Genomic DNA, 15,196 nt, shown 5'->3' with positions numbered 1-15,196 from the left:
CTCCGCCCCGAGCCCCGCGCCTCAAACGCCGACGAGGCTGAAATCGCCCGGCCCGCAGGGCGCAGCACCCGCCAAGGCTGAGCTGCACCCGCGCCACAGACGTCGCCCCGCGGGGCTTGCTCCCACCCGGCTAGGGGCACTCCCCCTGGCTTCGCCGGGGCCCCCACCCACGGCCGCCAGGCCGTACGGGGAAATGGAGGACACGCCCACAGGGCGTGCCCTGACCGGCCGACAGCCCCACCCCCACGCGCAACGCAGACCGCGGGCTGGAGTTGCCTCGGCCCGCAGGGCTCAGCGCCGCCAAGGCTGAAATCGCCCGGCCCCCGCGGGCGCAGCGCGCTTGATCGCAGCGCCCCGCGGGTGGGACCCCGTGAGGGCGGACCTGCCGGCCGGAGAGGCTAGGAGTGGCCCAGGTCCTCCGACTCCGCGTCCGTCTCCGGCGAAACCGACCCGCTGTCGCGCGCCGGCCGCAGCGGGAACTCGTCCGCCGCCATCGAGTCGAGCACCGGCGGCGGCGGCACCGGCGGCTTCGGCATCACGGCCGCCTCCGAGTGACCACCGCAGCCGTACGCCAGCGACACCACGCGTCCGTCCGCCGGCGAGAACTCGTTCGCGCACACGCCGAACGCCTGCCGCAGCGACCCCGCGATCGGCACCAGGAAACCGCACGTCACGCACGCCGCCGGCGCCGCCTGCGCCATCGCGGTCTTCGGGCCGAAGGCCTCGTCCCAGCGGTCCGCCGCCGTGTGCAGCCCGTACCGGGACAGCACCCGGGCCCGGCGCATGCCGAGCTCCTCGGCGAGCGCCGCGATCTGGCCGCGCCCGGTGTTGTCGGTCGCCTCGATCGCCGGCCTGCGGTCGGTGAGCTCGGCGTCCTCGGCGTCGACCCGCTCGGCCAGGTCGTGCGAGGGCGGATGCTCGGCGAGCACCGAGTTCGGCGGGGGCTCGTCCTCCCCCGTGTAGCCGGGCTCCAGCCGCAGGTCGTCCGCCTCCGTGGGCAGCAGGTCCCCTGGCCCCATGTCGCCCGGCCGCAGCCGCTCGCTCCACGGCACCCATTCCGGCGCGAGGAGTGCGTCGGGACCGGGCAGCAGGACGGTTTCGTCGAGCGTGACCACCTTGGCGCGGGACGCGCGGGCGACCGTGACGGCCCAGCGCCAGCCCCGGTAGCCCGGTTCCTTGCACTCGAAGAAGTGGGTGACGACCCGGTCTCCCTCGGAGACGAGGGAGACATGCTCGCCCACCACTCCCGGTGCTGCGGCCTCCTCGGCCGCCTCCCGGGCGAGGTCTACCGCCTCGGCGCACAGACGGTCGGGGGTACGGCTTCGCGTCGTCGCACTCACAGGTCTCGCTTCTCTCCTACGCCGTCTCACGGGTGCGCCTGCCAGGCCGACAGGTACGAGGCCGTGGGCGGAGCGGACCAGAGGGCCGCATCGACGTCCACGCCCGGACCGATCCGTTTTCGGGCACACCTGACGTCATCCATTCTGCGGGATGCCGAAGAGGCGCGCGGCCGAGAACAACCGCCGGTGGCGCGCTACGCACGCTACCCCCTTCGCAGCTCCCCGCCCACCTGCCCGTCGCAACACGGGACGAACCGACGGGCCGCGCTGTCCGCATCGCGGACGCGATCGGCGGCCAACACGCGGCCCGTCGGCGCGGAGCACGGTTCGCGCCGAGGGGGCTTGGGGCACTATGACGAGGTGGCAGCCGCGAGGTCGTCCGAGACGTCCGGGCCGCTCCGACGAGCGGGCCGGAAGGTCGGGCGTGCCCTGCACCTGCCGTTCACCGGCACCGCGCGCGGCATCCGCAAGGCGACCCACGCGCATGGGGCGGGCGAGTCGGGCCTCGGAAAACTGATCGAACTGCACGCGGTCAACGGCGCGGGTGACGTCCTGATCACCGTCGCGCTCGCGTCCACCGTGTTCTTCTCCGTGCCGACGGACGAGGCCCGCGGCCGGGTCGCGCTCTACCTCGCCGTCACGATGGCGCCCTTCACGCTGCTCGCTCCCGTCATCGGCCCGCTGCTCGATCACCTCCCGCACGGGCGGCGTGCGGCGATGGCGGGCGCGATGCTCGCCCGCGCGCTGCTGGCGTTGCTGCTGTCGGGCGCGGTCGCGACCGGTGACCTGGAGCTGTATCCGGCCGCGCTGGGCGTACTCGTGTCGTCCAAGGCGTACGGCGTGGTGCGCAGCGCCGTCGTGCCCCGACTGCTGCCACCGGGGTTCTCGCTGGTGAAGGCGAACTCCCGGGTCACGCTCGCCGGCCTGCTCGCCACGGGCATCGCCGCGCCCGCCGGGGTGGGACTGCAGCAGATCGGGCCGCAGTGGCCGCTGTACGGGGCGTGCGCGCTGTTCCTGCTGGGCACCTACTGGGCCTTCACGATGCCGCCCAAGGTGGACTCGGCGAAGGGTGAGCGCAAGGCGCACATGCTGACGCACGGCGAGAAGAAGCCGAGCCTGCGCACGGTGGGGCCCTCGGTGCTGCACGGCCTCCAGGCGAACGCGGCGCACCGCGCGCTGTCCGGGTTCCTGATCTTCTTCCTGGCGTTCCTGCTGCGCGACCATCCCCTGGGCGGCCAGTCGGCCGCGGTGTCGCTGGGCATGGTGGGCGTGGCGGCGGGCGTGGGCAACGCGCTGGGCACGGCGGTGGGCGCGTGGCTGAAGGCGCGCGGCCCTGAGCTGATCATCGCGACGATGCTGGCGCTGGTGCTGACCGCGGCGATCCTGGCGGCGGTGTTCTTCGGCGCGGGCATGGTGGCGATCCTGGGCGCGGCGGCGGGCTTCACGCAGGCGCTGTCGAAGCTGTCACTGGACGCGCTGATCCAGCGGGACGTGCCGGAACAGGTCCGTACGTCGGCGTTCGCGCGCTCGGAGACGCTGCTGCAGATGTCGTGGGTGCTGGGCGGGGCGATCGGCATCTCGCTGCCGCTGAACGGCTCGCTGGGGATGTCGGTGGCGGCGGCGATCGTGGCGGCGGGTGCGGTGTCGGCGGGCCCCGGCCTGTTCTCGGCCGCCCGCCGCACCGACGCCCCCCGCCCCCGCGTGGCGTGACCCACCCGGCCGCGCTCGCGGACCGGGCCATTCCGGCCCCGCGGGTGCGCTGCACCGACGGGCCCGGCGGACTCCAGCCCCGCCGGGGGCTGCGCCTGCGGACCGGCCCGATCCAGCCCCGTCGGCGCTTGAGGCGCGAGCTCCGCGGCAGAGCCCCGCGGGTGCGCCGCGCCGCCGGACCCGTCCGGCCCCCGCAGGGCTCCGCCACGCTCGCGGACCCGGCAAATCCAGCCCCGTCGGCACTTGAGGCGCGGGGTCCGGGGCAGCGGCCCCGGCAACCCGGCCGAGGTATCGAACCCGGCCACCACCCGGTGGCACGGCATGCCCTCGTAGGCATGTCCTCGATCTCCCCCCACGGCCTGGCGGCCGTGGGCAGGGCCCCAGACGGGCTGGAACCACACGCCCCACGTGCGCAGCGCACCCGGGTGCGCCCGGTCGGGGCGGAAGCAGCCCGCCGGCGAAGGCCACCGGGCTGAAAAGGCCGCCGCGCCGTACCCCCGCGCCGCCGTGCCCGTCGCGCCCGATAGCCTTCGGGCCATGACCGTTGCGTTCTTCTCCGGCAAGCACCGCCGGACCGCTGCCGCTCTCGGCGCTGTCTCCGCCGGGCTCCTCGTCCTCTCCGCCTGTGGTGACAAGCCGACCCCGCTCGCGACCGTGACGGTCGGATCGGACTCGGTCCACACCGAAGCGACCTGCTACAACGACGGCGAGGCGCTCAAGGAGTCCGAGATCCAGAAGTGCCTCACCAAGGGCACTCCCACCAAGATCAAGTTCGCCGTCGACGACAAGGTCCGCCTCGGCGTCGACCCGGAGATCGCCGACAACGGCTGGACGCTGCTCTTCGGCGTGCAGCCCGTCGAGCAGGAGCCGTACAAGAAGTCGTACCGGACCATCCCGGGCAACGCCTTCTTCTCGTCGCAGACCGGCGAGCCGACCAGCAAGGCCGACGTCAACATCATGGAGACGAAGGGCAAGAAGGTCATCGGCATCTACCGCTTCCAGTTCGAGAAGGCCTCCTGACCCAAAGGACCCGCAGGACCCGGAGGGCACCCTCGTGCGCGTCCTTGTCGTGACCGCCGTGGCGGCGGAGGCCGAAGCCGTCGCCACGGGGGACCCCGGCGTCCTCCCCGGCGGCTACGCCCTCACCCGTACGCCCTCGCTCGACGTCCTCGTCGCCGGCGTCGGACCGGCCGCCGCCGCCGCGGCCACCGCCACCGCGCTGACGGCCGCGCCCGAGCCGTACGGCCTCGTCGTCTCCGCCGGCATCGGCGGCGGCTTCGCGGCGCACTGCCCGGTTGGTTCTCTCGTCGTCTCCGACGCGATCGTCGCCGCCGACCTCGGCGCCGACACCCCCGACGGCTTCCTCCCCGTCGACGCGCTCGGCTTCGGCCGCACCGTCCACCTGCCGCCCGCCCGGCTGTCCGCGCGCATCGCCAAAGCGGTCGGCGCCGTGCACGCGCCCGTCCTCACCGTCTCCACGGTGACCGGCACCGCGGCCCGCGCCGACGAGCTGACCGCACGTCACCCCCGCGCCGCCGCGGAGGCCATGGAGGGCTTCGGGGTCGCCGAGGCCGCCGCCGCCCACGGCGTGCCGGTGGTCGAGATCCGCGCCGTCTCCAACGCCGTGGGGCCCCGCGACCGCGCCGCCTGGCGCATCGGCGAGGCGCTCGGCGCGCTGCGCGGTGCGTTCCAGCAGCTCGCCCCCGTCCTCCAGGAGCAACCGTGACCCTGCAGATCGCCTACTCGCCCTGCCCGAACGACACGTTCGTCTTCGACGCCTGGGCGCACGGACGCATCCCGGGCGCGCCCGAACTGGACGTGACGTTCGCGGACATCGACATCACGAACGGCATGGCCGAGCGTGGCGAGTTCGACGTCCTGAAGGTGTCGTACGCGGTGCTTCCGTGGGTCCTCGACGAGTACGCGCTCCTCCCGTGCGGCGGCGCTCTCGGCCGCGGCTGCGGCCCGCTCGTGCTGACCCGCGAACCGGGCACCGCCCTGGAGGGCAGGACGGTCGCGGTGCCGAGCGAGCGCTCGACCGCGTACCTGCTGTTCCGGCTCTGGGCCGCCGACGTCGTCCCGGCCGGGGTCGGCGACGTGGTCGTGATGCCGTTCCACGAGATCATGCCCGCCGTACGCGACGGCAAGGTGGACGCCGGGCTCGTCATCCACGAGGCCCGCTTCACCTACCAGCAGTACGGGCTCCACGCGCTCGCGGACATGGGCGAGCACTGGGAGCGGACGACGGGGCTGCCCATCCCGCTCGGCGCGATCATCGCCAAGCGCTCGCTGGGACCCGAGATGCTGCACCGGCTGGCCGACGCCGCGCGGACGTCCGTCCGCATGGCCTGGGACGACCCCGACGCGTCCCGGCCGTACGTGCTGGAGCACGCCCAGGAGATGGACCCGGCCGTCGCGGACCAGCACATCGGGCTGTACGTGAACGAGTTCACCCACAACCTGGGCGACGACGGCTATGCGGCCGTGCGCGGCCTGCTGACACGCGCGGCGGCCGAGGGGCTCGTACCGCCCCTCGGCCGGAATGCGCTGTCGTTCGTCTGAGCGCCGGGCGTCACACGTCCAGCTGGTCCGCGACCGCCCGCAACAGGCCGGCGATCTTCTTGCCCTGCACCTTGTCGGGGTAGCGGCCGCGCTCCAGCATCGGCGTGATGTTCTCCAGAAGGGTCGTCAGGTCCTGCACGATGGACGCCAGCTCGTCCGGCTTGCGCCGCTGGGCGGCCGCCACGGAGGGGGTCGGGTCGAGCAGCGTCACCGACAGCGCCTGGTCGCCGCGCTGGCCCGCCACCACGCCGAACTCGACGCGCTGGCCCGGCTTGAGAACATCCACGCCGGAAGGGAGCACGGAGGAGTGCACGAAGACGTCGCCGCCGTCATCGCGTGAGAGAAAGCCGAAGCCCTTCTCGCTGTTGAACCACTTGACTTTGCCGGTGGGCACGTCTGTCCTCGTCCTCGTACTCGTCGGGCGCTGTGGGCACCGCGGGCGGGCGCCGAAAAAACGGCTCTGGATAGCACTACAGCGGGTCGCCTGACCCGCCACCCCCAAGGCTAATGGTCCAGAGGCTGCTGACAAGACGTCCCCGATCGGTTCCTACGCGCAAGGGAACTACCCTGGCCGAATGACTGCTACTCCTCCCGCAGCCGCTCCCGCCCCGGGTGACGTGCTGGTGCGCGTCGGCGGCATCGTCTTCGTCGTCGGCGCCGTCGCCACTCTCGTCACCGTCGCCCCGCTGTTCCTGGGCACCGAGCCCTTCCCGACGGTGGCGTACGCCGTGAGCATGCTGATGGGCGTCGGATTCCTGATCGCCGCGGCCGGGGTGCTGCGGTCGGTCGCGGCGCAGCGGCGTCAGGCCAAATCCGCTCGGTCGCGGTAACGACCGCAACAGCATTCGGTTTACGGGGGCGGGGGCGACCCCGGCGCGGCGGTGCGGTGGTGTCAGGACCGGGCGCGGCTCCGCAGCCAGTCCGGGAACGCGGTGAGGTCGTCCAGGATCACGTCCGCGCCCGCCCCGCGCAGTTCGTCCGCGTCGCAGGGCCCGGTCGGCACGGCCACCGAGAGCGCGCCGGCGACCCGCGCGCCGCGTACGTCGCCGATGTGGTCACCGACGTACACACTCGCGCCGTGCTCGCGCAGCGCCTCCGCCTTGGCCTCCGCCCACAGCCAGCCGACGACCTCGTCCGGGGCGATGCCGAGGTGGGCGAGGTGCAGCTTGGCGTTGGGTTCGTGCTTGGCGGTGACGACGATCGCGCGTCCGCCGAGCTCCTGGACCGCCTCGACGGCCTCGCGGGCGCCGGGCAGCGCGAGGCTCGGCGCTATCGCGTACTCCGGGTAGATCTCCCGGTAGCGGTCGCCCATCTCCTGGATCAGCTCGTCCGGGAACCAGTGCGCCAACTCCTGCTCCAGCGGCGGCCCGAGACGGGTGATCGCCAGGTCCGCGTCGATCCACACCCCGGTCTCGGCGGACAGCGCCCGGAAGGCGGCGTGGATGCCGGGGCGCGAGTCGACGAGGGTCATGTCGAGGTCGAACCCGACGGTGGGCGGCTGCGGTGCGCTGTGAATGGCCATGCCGGCCATTGTGCCCGGGGCTTGCGGCCCCCTCGGGGGCGGCGAATTCCGGACGCATAGACTTAGCCAAGCCTTACCAACCCTGGGTCCTCTCTGCGATAGGTGTTCATGTCAGCCAGACGCGCTCAGGCCGTCCGCCGTATCGGCTGGACGGCGGCGGCCGTGGCGGCTCTGCTGCTGGCGGTCCTGCTCAGCCTCGCCGTCGGGGCGCGCGCGGTCGCGCCGTCGGCGGTGCTCGACGCCCTGCTGCGCGACGGAAGCGGCCCGGACGCCGAGGTCGTCCGGGAGCTGCGCGTACCGCGCACCCTGATCGGTCTGATGGTCGGCGCGGCGCTGGCTATCGCGGGCACGGCCCTGCAGGGCATCACGCGCAACCCGATCGCCGACCCGGGCATCCTCGGCATCAGCCAGGGCGCGTCGGTGGGCGTGGTGCTGGCCATCGCGTTCGCCGGCATCCACACGCTCACGGGGTACGTCTGGTTCGCGTTCGCGGGCGCGGCCCTCGCGTCGGTCGCGGTGTACGCGATCGCCTCCAGCGGCCGCGGCGGTGCGACACCGGTGAAACTGGCGCTGGGCGGCGCGGCGATCAACGCGCTGCTGGTGTCGGTGACGATGGGCGTCCTGACGACGAAGGCGGCGGCGCTGGACGAGTTCCGCTTCTGGCAGGTCGGCTCGGTGGCCGGACGCGACGCGGAGATCGTGCACCAGGTCTGGCCCTTCCTGCTGGTGGGCACGGTGCTGGTGGTCGCGGTGGCCCGCGGCCTGGACGCGCTGGCCCTCGGCGAGGACGTCGCGAAGGGCCTCGGCCAGAACGTGGCGACGGTACGGATCGTGGGCGGCGTCGGCGCGACGGTGCTGACGGGCGTGGGCGTGGCGGCGGCGGGCCCGATCGCGTTCATCGGCCTCGCGGTCCCGCACATCGCCCGCGCGATCGTGGGCAGCGACCACCGCTGGGTCCTGCCCATGGCCGCGCTGATCGGCCCGGTGATGCTGCTGGTGTCCGACGCGGTGGGCCGCGTGGTGTTCCCGCCGAGCGAGATACCGGCAGGCGTGATGACGGCGCTGATCGGCGTGCCGTTCCTGGTGACGCTGGTCCGCCGCAAGGCGGTGCCGGCGTGACGTCTCCCCCTACCCGCCCCTCCCCGCAGTGTCGATGCGCGGCTCCGCCGCGTGGGGGCTCGGCCCCGGACCCGGCCCCGCGCACGAGGAGGACGCATGACCGCTGAGACCCTCACCCCCGTCCGCCCCGCCGGTTACGCCCTCGCCCGCGCCGGGCGCGCCAGCTTCCTGCTGCACCGGCGCGCCGCGCTCACCGCCGTCGGGCTCACCGCCGCGCTCGCCGCCGCCTGCGTCGCCTACCTCAGCGTCGGCGAGAGCTTCGTCGCGCCCGCCGAGGTGCTGAAGGTGCTGCTCGGGCAGCCGTCCCCCGACGAGCTGGTCGTCGGCACCCTCCGGCTGCCCCGGCTCGTCGTCGGGCTGCTCGTCGGCGCCGCCTTCGGGGTCGCCGGCGCGCTCATCCAGACCGTCGCGCGCAATCCGCTCGCCAGTCCCGACATCATCGGCATCAGCCAGGGCGCGAGCGCGCTCACGGTCACCGCGCTGACCTTCGGCGTCACCTCGTACACGGCACTGCCGTACCTCTCCGTCACCGGCGGCATCGTCGCGGCCGCGCTCGTGTACGTCTTCGCCTGGCGCGGCGGCCTGCACGCCACCCGCTTCGTCCTCATCGGCATCGGCTTCGCGATCGCGCTGCGCTCCGTCACCACCCTGGTGATGACCAAGGGCGACTATCTCGTCGCCCAGCAGGCCCAGATCTGGATGACCGGCTCCCTCAACGGCCGCGGCTGGGAAGAAGCCGCGCCGCTCGGCTGGACGCTGCTCGTCCTGCTGCCCGCCGTGCTGTGGGCGGCCCGCGCGCAGCGCACCGTCGCGATGGACGACGACACGGCGACCGCGCTCGGCGTGCGGCTGGGGCGCGTACGGCTCGGGCTGGTGCTCCTCGGTGTCGTCCTCGCGTCCGTCGCCACCGGCGCCGCAGGACCCGTCGACTTCGTCGCCCTGCTCGCGCCGCAGATCGCCCGCCGCATGACCCGCACCGCGCAGATCCCGCTGTTCTGCTCCGCCCTGATGGGCGCGGTGATCGTCGTCCTCGCCGACCTGCTGGCCCGGCGGCTGTTCTCGCCGACCGAGCTTCCCGTGGGCGTGCTCACGGCCGCCGTCGGCGCCCCGTATCTGATCTGGCTGATCGTCCGCAGCCACACCGGTCGTACCGCTGGAGGCAATTCGTGAGCAGGCTGACGGCGCGCGAGCTGACGCTCGCCTACGAGGACCGCACGGTCGTGCACGACCTCGATCTCGCCGTGCCCGACGGCCAGGTCACCGTCATCGTCGGCCCCAACGCCTGCGGCAAGTCGACGACACTGCGGGCCCTTGGGCGGCTGCTGAAGCCGAAGGGCGGCGCGGTGCTGCTCGACGGCCAGGAGCTCGCGAGGATCCCGACGAAACGGATCGCGCAGGCGATCGGGCTGCTGCCGCAGTCGCCCGTCGCACCGGAGGCCATCACCGTCGCCGACCTCGTCTCGCGCGGCCGCCAGCCGCACCAGGCGTGGTGGAAGCAGTGGTCCGACGAGGACGAGCGCGCGGTCACCGACGCGATGGCACGCACCGACGTCACCGCCCTGGCCGACCGCCCGGTCGACGAGCTCTCCGGCGGCCAGCGCCAGCGCGTGTGGATCGCGATGGCGCTCGCACAGGAGACGGATCTGCTGCTGCTGGACGAGCCGACGACGTACCTCGACATCGCCCACCAGGTCGAGGTGCTCGATCTCGTACGCCAGTTGAACCACGAGCGCGGCCGCACCGTCGTCGCCGTCCTGCACGACCTCAATCAGGCCGCCCGTTACGCCGACCATCTCGTCGCCATGAAGGCGGGCCGGATCGTGGCCGAGGGCCGGCCGGGGGACGTCGTCACCGCCGAACTCGTCCGCGACGTCTTCGGAATGGAGTCCGTGGTCGTCCCCGACCCGGTGACCGGCTCGCCGCTCGTCGTACCCGCCGCGCCCTACACCCCCGCGCAGACACCCCCCGTCCCCCCGACCGAAAGGGTCTCCTCCTCATGACCACGTCCCTCCGCCGCCACGGCCTCGCCGCCGGTTCCCTCGCACTGGCCGCCGCGATGACGCTCACCGCGTGCGGGTCGTCTGACTCGTCCTCGAAGTCCGGCTCCGCGGACCCGTCCGCGGGCAGCGGCACGCACACGGTGAAGACGGCCATGGGAGACGTCGAGGTCCCCGACGCCCCGAAGCGCGTCGTCGTGCTCGACACCGCCGAGCTGGACTCCGCTATCACGCTGGGCGTCGAGCCGGTCGGCGCGACGCACGCCGACGGCACGTCCGGCTTCCTGCCCTACCTGCCGAAGGACAAGGTCGCGGGGATCAAGGACGTCGGCGAGATGATGACGCCGAACCTGGAGGCGATCGCGGCGCTGAAGCCCGACCTGATCCTGACGTCCAAGGTCCGGCACGGCGCGCAGTACGCCGAGCTGAAGAAGATCGCCCCGACGGTGATGACGGAGACGACCGGCTACCCCTGGAAGGAGAACTTCCAGCTCCACGCGGACGCGCTCGGCAAGAAGGCCGAGGCCGGGAAGGCCGTCGCGGAGTACGAGGCCCACGCGAAGAAGGTCACCGACGCGCTCGGCGGCAAGGAGAAGGCGGCGGCGACCGAGGTGAACGTGGTCCGCTTCGTCGAGGGCGCGGACATCCGCATCTACGGCAAGCAGAACTACATCTCCACGATCCTCGCGGACGTCGGCCTCGGCCGCCCGGCCGTGACGGACAAGGCCAAGGACGGCTTCTCGTACGACGTGAGCCCGGAGAAGATCGACCTGGCGGACGCGGACGTGGTCTTCCACTCGACGTACGGCGACCCGAAGAAGGCGAAGCAGACGCAGACGCTGGACAGTGCGCTGTGGAAGGGCATGTCGGCGGTGAAGAACGACAAGGTGTTCGCCGTGGAGGACGAGCTGTGGATCCAGGGCATCGGGTACACGGCGGCGGCGAAGATCCTGGACGAGCTGCAGGCGGATCTGACGAAGTGAGGTGACGGGGGAGTGCCGCTGCGCGGAGCCGTTCCCCTGCCCGCCCCTTCCCGTAACCGGGGCAAGCCCCGGACCCCGTACCGCGCTTCGCGCGGTGTCCTCAAGCGCCGGACGGGCTGATTTCGCGCAGCGAAATCCGCCCCGCCGGCGTTTGAGGCGCGGGGGTCCGGTGGCAGCGCCACACACGCGCTACGCCCGCGCCCTCCTCCGCCGCCACAGCAGGTACAGCGCCGACGCCACCGCCGCCCCCCGCAGCACCCACGGCCACGTCCCCGTCAGCGCCTCCCGCATGCCGTCGTCCGGGATCGGCGGGCCCCAGTGGCCGTTGATGCGGCCCCACAGCCATACGGCTCCGGCCGCCGCGGCCGCCCCCGGGAGGCCCGCGACCGCCAGTTTCGACTGGGCGGTGGACAGGCGGCGTGAGCCGTACGCGAGGAGCCAGCCGCCCGCCAGGGCGAGCAGCGAGCCGAGGGCCGCGCCGACCAGCAACAGCGCGGCGGCCAGCAGCAGCACCAGGTCGGCGGGCCCGCCCCGCTCCCGTCGCGGCAGCCACCGCCGCCGCACCGGCACGGCCTCATCCGCCGCCTCGTCCTCGCCGGGAGCCGGATCGCCATCGGACTCGCCGTCGGGCTCGGTGTCGGCCTCCTCCGGCGGCGGCTTCAGTATCTCGGGGACCTCCACGCCGCCCACGAACCCGGCCACCCGCTCTCCCGCCCCGAACGGCCCCGGTTCGATCCGCCACCAGTCCGGCTCGGAGCCCGAGGGGCCGAGCTCGTCCATCCCGGCCAGGTGCGGCGGCGACGCGGCCGTCTCCCGGGGCGCGGAGTCCGTGCGCGGGCGCGGGATGCGGCGCCACCCCCGCTGCCGCGGCATCGCCGGCCGCCGACCACCGGTGTCCGGCGAAGGCGACGGCGACGGCGGAGCGGAAGGCGCGGACGAAGGCGCGGACGAAGGCGCGCCGGGAGGCGGCGAGGGCACGGCCTCCTCCGCCGCCGCGGCCACGAGGGCCTCCGGCGCACCGAGGCGCCCGAGGATCCGGCGTACCGCCGCAGGGCTGTCTCCGCCGGACCGCGACCTCTGCTTGTCGATCTCGCCCCGCAGCGACGACACGAGCCGCATCCTGGCGCCCGACGGAAGCTGGGCCTGCTGGGCCAGGTCCCCGACCCGGCTCAGGTAGTCGTAGACCAGCTGATCGCTCTCGATCCCCACGGACGTTCCCCTGCGCTCCCGGCGTATCCCACGAATCACGGCCCCTTCCCCGGGCCCGCCCTGTCCCCGACGGTAGCGCTCCAGGGGCTACCGTGGGGCGGATGGGGACCAAGCCCGAACCAAGCGGCGGCGCCGCCCCGCGCACGCTGGCGGAAGCGCTGCGCGCCCGCACCGACGAGGAACTGGCCGCGCTGCTGCGTGCCCGGCCCGATCTGCTGAGCCCGGTGCCGACCGACGTCAGCCAGCTCGCGACCCGGGCCGGTACCCGCGCCTCCGTCGTCCGTGCCCTGGAGCGGCTCGACCGGTTCGCGCTGCAGACCGCCGAGGCGCTGGCCGTGGCACCGGACCCCGCCCCGTACGAGAGCCTGCTCGCGCTGATGGCCGGCGACGAGGGCGACCCGGAGGTCGAGGCGGCGCTGCCCGGTGCGCTGGGCGTCCTGCGCACGCAGGCCCTGGTGTGGGGCGCTGACGACCGGCTGCGGCTGGTGCGCACCGCCCGCGAACTGCTCGCGCCGTCCCCCACACGCCCCTCGCCCACCGGTCTCGGCCCGTCCGTCGCCGAGGCGACGGCGGGCATGTCGCCGGGCAGGCTGCAGGAGATCCTCGCGGCGGCCGGACTGCCGCCGACGCACGACCCGGTGTCCGCGGTGGCGGCGCTGACGGCGCTGTTCACGGACCGGCGCCGGATGGCGCTGCTGCTGGACACGGCTCCGCCGCAGGCGCTGGCGGTGCTGGACCGGCTGGTGTGGGGTCCGCCGTACGGGGAGGTGACGTCCTCCCCCGCGCCGCCCGTGCAGTGGCTGCGGGACCGCGGGCTGCTGCTGCCCGCGTCGCCGCGCACGGTGGTGCTGCCCAGGGAGGCGGCGCTGCATCTGCGGGCGGGCCGGGCGCACCGGGTGCCGGAGCCGGTGCCGCCGTCGGTGGCGCAGGCGGCGGAGCGCCGTCCACAGGTTGTGGACAGTGCGGCGGCCGGGCAGGCGTTCACGGCGCTGACGACGGTCGAGGACCTGCTGAAGGACTGGCACGAGGGCGGCCCGCCCGGTACTGCGCGCGGGCGGTCTGTCCGTACGCGACCTCAAGCGGACGGCCGCAGCGCTTGACACGACCGAGCAGCTGGCCGCGTTCTGGGCCGAACTGGCCTACGCGGCCGGTCTGCTGGCATCCGACGGCGAGGCCGACGAGCGGTACGCCCCGACGCCCGCGTACGACGAGTGGCTGGAGCTGCCCCCGGCGCAGCGGTGGGCGCAGCTCGCGGTCGCCTGGCTGTCGGCCACGCGTGCGCCGGGGCTCGTCGGCGGCCAGGACTCCAAGGGCCGCACACTCTCCGCTCTCGGCCCCGACCTGGACCGTTCGGCCGCGCCCGCCGTCCGGCTGCGGGTGCTGGAGCTGATGGCGTCCCTCCCGGCGGGCACGGTCCCGGACCCGGAGACGCTGCTGGACCGGCTGCGCTGGGAGCGGCCGTTGCGGGGCGAGCGGGGCGACTCGGTGAGCGGCGGCCAGACCTTGCGGGCGCGCATGGCGACCTGGACGCTCACGGAGGCGGAGCTGCTGGGCGTGACGGGTCGCGGTGCTCTCGCCTCCCACGCCCGCGCGCTGCTCGACCTGCCGGACCCGGACGGCGCGGGCGACGGGACAGCGGGGTCCGACGTGCCGCGCCCCAGGCCCGTCGCCTACCGTGCCGCGGCCGACGGCGCCTCCGACTCCGGCGCCTCCGACTCCTGCGCCGCCGCGCGCCGGGCCCGTGCCGTCGCCCTCCTCGCCCCGCTCCTGCCCGAGCCGCTGGACCACGTCCTCCTCCAGGCCGACCTGACGGCCGTCGCCCCGGGCCCGCTGGAGCGGCCGCTGGCCGAGACGCTCGCCGTCCTCGCCGACGTGGAGTCCAAGGGCGGCGCGACCGTCTACCGCTTCACGCCCGCCTCCGTGCGCCGCGCGCTCGACGCCGGGCGGGCCGCGGCCGACCTGCACACGTTCCTGACCAGGCACTCCCGTACGCCCGTGCCGCAGCCGCTGGCCTACCTCATCGACGACGTCGCCCGCCGCCACGGCCACCTGCGCGTCGGCGCCGCCTCCGCGTACGTGCGCTGCGACGACGACGCGCTCCTCGCCGAGATCCTCGCGGACAAGCGCTCGCAGGGCCTGCGTCTGCGCCGCCTCGCGCCCACGGTCCTGGCCGCCCAGGCGGACCCGGCGGCACTGCTCGACGGGCTGCGGGCGATGGGGTACGCGCCGGCCGCCGAGTCGGCCGAGGGCGATGTCGTGATCACCCGCGCCCACGCCCGCCGCACCCCGCCGCGCACGGCACCGGCCCCGGTCCCGGACGGGCCGCCGGTGCCCGACGCCACGCTGCTCGGCGCGGCGGTGAAGGCGATCCGGGCCGGCGACCTCGCGGCCACGGTGGAACGCAAGCCGGTCGCCGAGGCCGCCGTGCCCGTCCCCGACGGCGAGATGCCCCGCACCACCCCCGCCGAGACCCTGGCCACCGTGCAGGCGGCGGCCATGACCGGCTCGGCGGTCTGGATCGGCTACGTCAACGCGGACGGCGCGGCCAGCCAGCGCGTGATCGCCCCGGTCCGGGTGGAGGGCGGCTTCGTGACGGCGTACGACCACACGGCGGACGAGGTGCGCACGTATCCGCTGCACCGCATCACGGGCGTGGCGGAACTGGCCGACGACTCGGCCTGAGCCCGTCTCTGCCGGCATGCGGCACACTTGAGGTTTGGCCTCACCGGCCTCAAGCGGCCCCGAGCCTTACCG

At 74.3% G+C, this 15,196-nt stretch carries 13 protein-coding genes and 1 pseudogene; 10 read left to right on the top strand and 4 right to left on the bottom strand.

Annotated elements, in window-relative coordinates; all coding sequences use genetic code 11:
• Positions 1 to 398: 398 nt before the first annotated feature.
• The gene (locus QFZ82_RS22480; RefSeq protein ID WP_307714856.1) at positions 399 to 1,340 is read right to left on the bottom strand and encodes a DUF3027 domain-containing protein; all 942 of its coding nucleotides are present in this window, start codon (positions 1,338 to 1,340) and stop codon (positions 399 to 401) included.
• 360 nt (positions 1,341 to 1,700) lie between these two features.
• Between QFZ82_RS22480 and QFZ82_RS22475 the strand changes: the two genes are divergently transcribed.
• From QFZ82_RS22475 to QFZ82_RS22460, 4 genes are all read left to right on the top strand, one after another.
• Complete coding sequence (locus QFZ82_RS22475; protein ID WP_307714855.1) at positions 1,701 to 3,050, top strand: MFS transporter; 1,350 nt, start codon at positions 1,701 to 1,703, stop codon at positions 3,048 to 3,050.
• 537 nt (positions 3,051 to 3,587) lie between these two features.
• On the top strand, positions 3,588 to 4,070 hold the full coding sequence (locus QFZ82_RS22470) for a DUF2771 domain-containing protein (protein ID WP_307714854.1): 483 nt from the start codon (positions 3,588 to 3,590) through the stop codon (positions 4,068 to 4,070).
• A gap of 34 nt (positions 4,071 to 4,104) precedes the next feature.
• A complete protein-coding gene (locus QFZ82_RS22465; RefSeq protein WP_307714853.1) occupies positions 4,105 to 4,776 on the top strand; it encodes a futalosine hydrolase in 672 nt (223 codons plus the stop codon).
• Positions 4,773 to 5,612 (top strand): 1,4-dihydroxy-6-naphthoate synthase, encoded by an 840-nt coding sequence (locus QFZ82_RS22460; protein WP_307714852.1) that lies wholly within the window; start codon positions 4,773 to 4,775, stop codon positions 5,610 to 5,612. Before QFZ82_RS22465 ends, QFZ82_RS22460 begins: the two co-directional genes overlap by 4 nt.
• 10 nt (positions 5,613 to 5,622) lie before the next feature.
• Here the strand turns inward: QFZ82_RS22460 and QFZ82_RS22455 are convergent, their stop codons facing one another.
• Complete coding sequence (locus QFZ82_RS22455) at positions 5,623 to 6,006, bottom strand: cold-shock protein (protein ID WP_177150327.1); 384 nt, start codon at positions 6,004 to 6,006, stop codon at positions 5,623 to 5,625.
• A 181-nt stretch (positions 6,007 to 6,187) separates the two neighbouring features.
• Between QFZ82_RS22455 and QFZ82_RS22450 the strand changes: the two genes are divergently transcribed.
• The gene (locus QFZ82_RS22450) at positions 6,188 to 6,442 is read left to right on the top strand and encodes a hypothetical protein (RefSeq protein WP_177150326.1); all 255 of its coding nucleotides are present in this window, start codon (positions 6,188 to 6,190) and stop codon (positions 6,440 to 6,442) included.
• A gap of 62 nt (positions 6,443 to 6,504) precedes the next feature.
• Here QFZ82_RS22450 and QFZ82_RS22445 read toward each other — a convergent pair whose 3' ends face one another.
• The gene (locus QFZ82_RS22445; protein WP_307714850.1) at positions 6,505 to 7,143 is read right to left on the bottom strand and encodes an HAD family hydrolase; all 639 of its coding nucleotides are present in this window, start codon (positions 7,141 to 7,143) and stop codon (positions 6,505 to 6,507) included.
• Positions 7,144 to 7,242: 99 nt separating this feature from the next.
• Here QFZ82_RS22445 and QFZ82_RS22440 point away from each other — a divergent pair, with 99 nt between their 5' ends.
• From QFZ82_RS22440 to QFZ82_RS22425, 4 genes are all read left to right on the top strand, one after another.
• On the top strand, positions 7,243 to 8,253 hold the full coding sequence (locus tag QFZ82_RS22440) for an iron ABC transporter permease (protein WP_307714849.1): 1,011 nt from the start codon (positions 7,243 to 7,245) through the stop codon (positions 8,251 to 8,253).
• Positions 8,254 to 8,349: 96 nt separating this feature from the next.
• Positions 8,350 to 9,423: an iron chelate uptake ABC transporter family permease subunit gene (locus QFZ82_RS22435; protein WP_307714848.1), complete on the top strand. Its 1,074-nt coding sequence runs from the start codon at positions 8,350 to 8,352 to the stop codon at positions 9,421 to 9,423.
• Positions 9,420 to 10,253: an ABC transporter ATP-binding protein gene (locus QFZ82_RS22430; protein ID WP_307714847.1), complete on the top strand. Its 834-nt coding sequence runs from the start codon at positions 9,420 to 9,422 to the stop codon at positions 10,251 to 10,253. The genes QFZ82_RS22435 and QFZ82_RS22430 overlap by 4 nt, the downstream gene beginning before the upstream one ends.
• Positions 10,250 to 11,233, top strand: coding sequence for an ABC transporter substrate-binding protein (locus QFZ82_RS22425; RefSeq protein WP_307714846.1), 984 nt, complete (start codon positions 10,250 to 10,252; stop codon positions 11,231 to 11,233). Before QFZ82_RS22430 ends, QFZ82_RS22425 begins: the two co-directional genes overlap by 4 nt.
• Before the next feature lie 189 nt (positions 11,234 to 11,422).
• Here the strand turns inward: QFZ82_RS22425 and QFZ82_RS22420 are convergent, their stop codons facing one another.
• On the bottom strand, positions 11,423 to 12,442 hold the full coding sequence (locus QFZ82_RS22420; protein WP_307714845.1) for a hypothetical protein: 1,020 nt from the start codon (positions 12,440 to 12,442) through the stop codon (positions 11,423 to 11,425).
• A gap of 101 nt (positions 12,443 to 12,543) precedes the next feature.
• Here QFZ82_RS22420 and QFZ82_RS22415 point away from each other — a divergent pair.
• Positions 12,544 to 15,124: pseudogene (locus QFZ82_RS22415) on the top strand (helicase-associated domain-containing protein).
• Positions 15,125 to 15,196: the final 72 nt, after the last annotated feature.

This window comes from Streptomyces sp. V4I23 (assembly GCF_030817975.1).
In the GTDB taxonomy this organism is placed as follows: domain Bacteria; phylum Actinomycetota; class Actinomycetes; order Streptomycetales; family Streptomycetaceae; genus Streptomyces.
Note: the sequence above shows the minus strand (reverse complement) of the source record. Positions and strands in the feature narration are given on the sequence as shown.